The organism is Vibrio sp. V39_P1S14PM300 (assembly GCF_009904765.1).
GTDB classification, from domain to species: Bacteria; Pseudomonadota; Gammaproteobacteria; order Enterobacterales; family Vibrionaceae; genus Vibrio; species Vibrio proteolyticus.
In genome coordinates this window covers 1-2,533 of sequence record NZ_WXWP01000116.1, presented here as the reverse complement: position 1 = coordinate 2,533, position 2,533 = coordinate 1, and the positions used below count along the sequence as shown (strand labels likewise).

General features: G+C 49.0%; 3 protein-coding genes. 2 read left to right on the top strand and 1 reads right to left on the bottom strand.

All coding sequences use genetic code 11. The features are described 5' to 3' along the window. Positions 1–96 precede the first annotated feature (96 nt). Positions 97–1,314, top strand: coding sequence for an ammonium transporter (locus CAG65_RS05475; RefSeq protein WP_161452716.1), 1,218 nt, complete (start codon positions 97–99; stop codon positions 1,312–1,314). A 158-nt stretch (positions 1,315–1,472) separates the two neighbouring features. After that, the gene (gene cobB / locus CAG65_RS05470; RefSeq protein ID WP_021703283.1) at positions 1,473–2,210 is read left to right on the top strand and encodes a Sir2 family NAD+-dependent deacetylase; all 738 of its coding nucleotides are present in this window, start codon (positions 1,473–1,475) and stop codon (positions 2,208–2,210) included. Here the strand turns inward: cobB and CAG65_RS05465 are convergent. Continuing rightward, the coding region (locus tag CAG65_RS05465) for a GGDEF domain-containing protein (protein WP_161452714.1) at positions 2,207–2,533 on the bottom strand (327 nt) is incomplete at its 5' end. The two genes, cobB and CAG65_RS05465, sit on opposite strands and share 4 nt — an antisense overlap.

Below are 2,533 nucleotides of genomic sequence, written 5' to 3'. Positions count from 1 at the left end.
GTGTTGGCACTTTTATAAATAAACTCACCAATTTGGTGAAAATAAAAACAATGTCGCACAGGTAAAGTGCGCTACACGACATGGAGAATTGAATCAATGAACGAGACTGTCAGTCCGGTACAGGGCGCCGTTCAAACCCTGACCCAAAGTTCAGATACCTTATTTTTGCTGCTTGGAGCCATTATGGTGTTTCTGATGCACGCTGGTTTTGCTTTTTTGGAAGTAGGGACCGTCCGACGAAAAAATCAGGTAAACGCGCTGGTAAAAATTCTGGCGGATTTTGGCGTCTCTGCAATCGCTTATTTTTTTATCGGTTATTGGGTGGCTTATGGGGCAGATTTTTTTGCTGATGCACAGACCTTATCTCAGGATAACGGCTATCAGTTGGTGAAGTTCTTCTTCCTACTCACATTTGCCGCAGCGATCCCGGCGATTGTCTCGGGAGGTATCGCTGAGCGAGCGCGATTCTATCCCATTTTGATTGCTACGTTTTTTACGGTCGGATTGGTTTATCCATTGTTTGAAGGCATCATCTGGAACGGTAACTTTGGCCTACAGACATGGTTCGAATCAACGTTTGGCGCTGGGTTTCACGATTTCGCCGGCTCAGTAGTAGTGCACGGAGTCGGAGGCTGGATTGCCCTCGTTGCGGTCAGTTTCCTCGGTATGCGTAAAGGACGCATTCGGGCAGGTAAACACACCAACTTCGCCCCGTCGAATATTCCGTTTCTGGCACTTGGTGCCTGGATTCTATGTGTGGGTTGGTTTGGTTTTAACGTTATGTCCGCACAAACACTGAATGGGATCAGTGGCTTGGTGGCAATGAACTCCTTGATGGCTATGGTGGGCGGCATCATCGCTTCATTGATCGCTGGCAAGAACGACCCGGGCTTTATTCATAATGGTCCATTGGCTGGACTGGTCGCGGTCTGTGCTGGATCGGACCTGATGCATCCGCTCGGCGCATTGCTCACCGGATCCATGGCGGGCGCGCTGTTTGTTTACCTGTTCACTTATTTGCAAAAAACAAAAATCGATGACGTACTCGGTGTGTGGCCTCTGCACGGTGTTTGCGGAGCGTGGGGAGGAATTGCGGCTGGAGTCTTCGGTCAGCAAGCTTTAGGCGGTCTCGGAGGCGTAAGTCTCACGGTACAAGTGCTGGGTACAGTGGCAGGCATTGTGATCGCTGTATCAGGCGCTTATTTGGTGTACGGATTACTCAACAAGTTGTGCGGACTGAGGCTTTCAGAAGAGGACGAATTTAATGGCGCCGATCTGGCAATCCATAAAATCTCCTCAGTCAACGAAGACTAACATTAATTAGGAGCGGCGCTCGCTGCTCCTTACATTTCCACCATCTGGGATGGTGTTTAAAACATGCCGTGCGTTAGACCATTGTCTAATCCGTATCACTTCTGATGTTATTCGAACAGTGTTAGTCTAGATGTATTATTACGGCTGAAGGAAGTAGCATGAAATTCCCATATCGAAACATTGTCGTGTTGACTGGCGCCGGCATTTCAGCAGAGTCGGGGATACAAACTTTCCGCGCTCAGGATGGTCTGTGGGAAAACCACCGAATCGAAGACGTCGCGACACCCGAGGGGTTTGAACGTAACCCCGACTTGGTTCAGGATTTTTATAATCAGCGTCGACGTAACTTACAAAGTGACACCATCCACCCAAACGCGGCGCATATTGCTCTGGGTAAACTGGAAAAAGAGTTACAGGGTAAAGTCACCGTCATCACCCAGAACATCGACAATCTACACGAGCGAGGCGGCAGCACACACGTGATTCACATGCATGGTGAATTACTTAAAGCCCGTTGCAGTGAATCCAATCAAGTGGTCGAGCACAACGATGACATTCATACCGGAGATTTATGCCATTGTTGTCAGATGCCAGCACAGATGAGGCCTCATGTTGTTTGGTTTGGTGAAATGCCGCTTAGAATGGGGGAGATATACTCATCGTTGGAAGAAGCGGATTTGTTTATTTCTATAGGCACGTCCGGCGTAGTGTATCCCGCGGCTGGATTTGTTCATGACGCGCGAATGCATGGCGCCCACACGATAGAAATCAACCTTGAGCCGAGTGCTGTAGAAAGTGAGTTCGAAGAAAAGCGTTATGGCAAGGCCAGCATCGAAGTTCCTAAACTGGTTGAGGAAATCCTGTCACTGCAAGACCCAATACAACAACATGCCTAAACCGATGTCATACGGCGAGCATGCTTCATTTGATACATGGCCTCATCAGCGCGTTTGATCGCCTGATGCAGGTTATGTTTTTCTCCGGCTGCAATGCCATAGCTGAACGCCAGATGCCCGCACCTGAGCGTTTGTTCAATCTGGCCGACGAATGCCTGCCCACGGCCGCGAGCCACCACCACAATAAATTCATCACCCCCCAAACGAAAAGCTTGTTCATCAGAGCCTAGGTTTTCTTTAAGTGTTTGTGAGAAATGAATCAAAGCCCGATCACCTTCAGCATGCCCGGAGGTGTCGTTAATGAGCTTGAGGCTGTCTAAGTC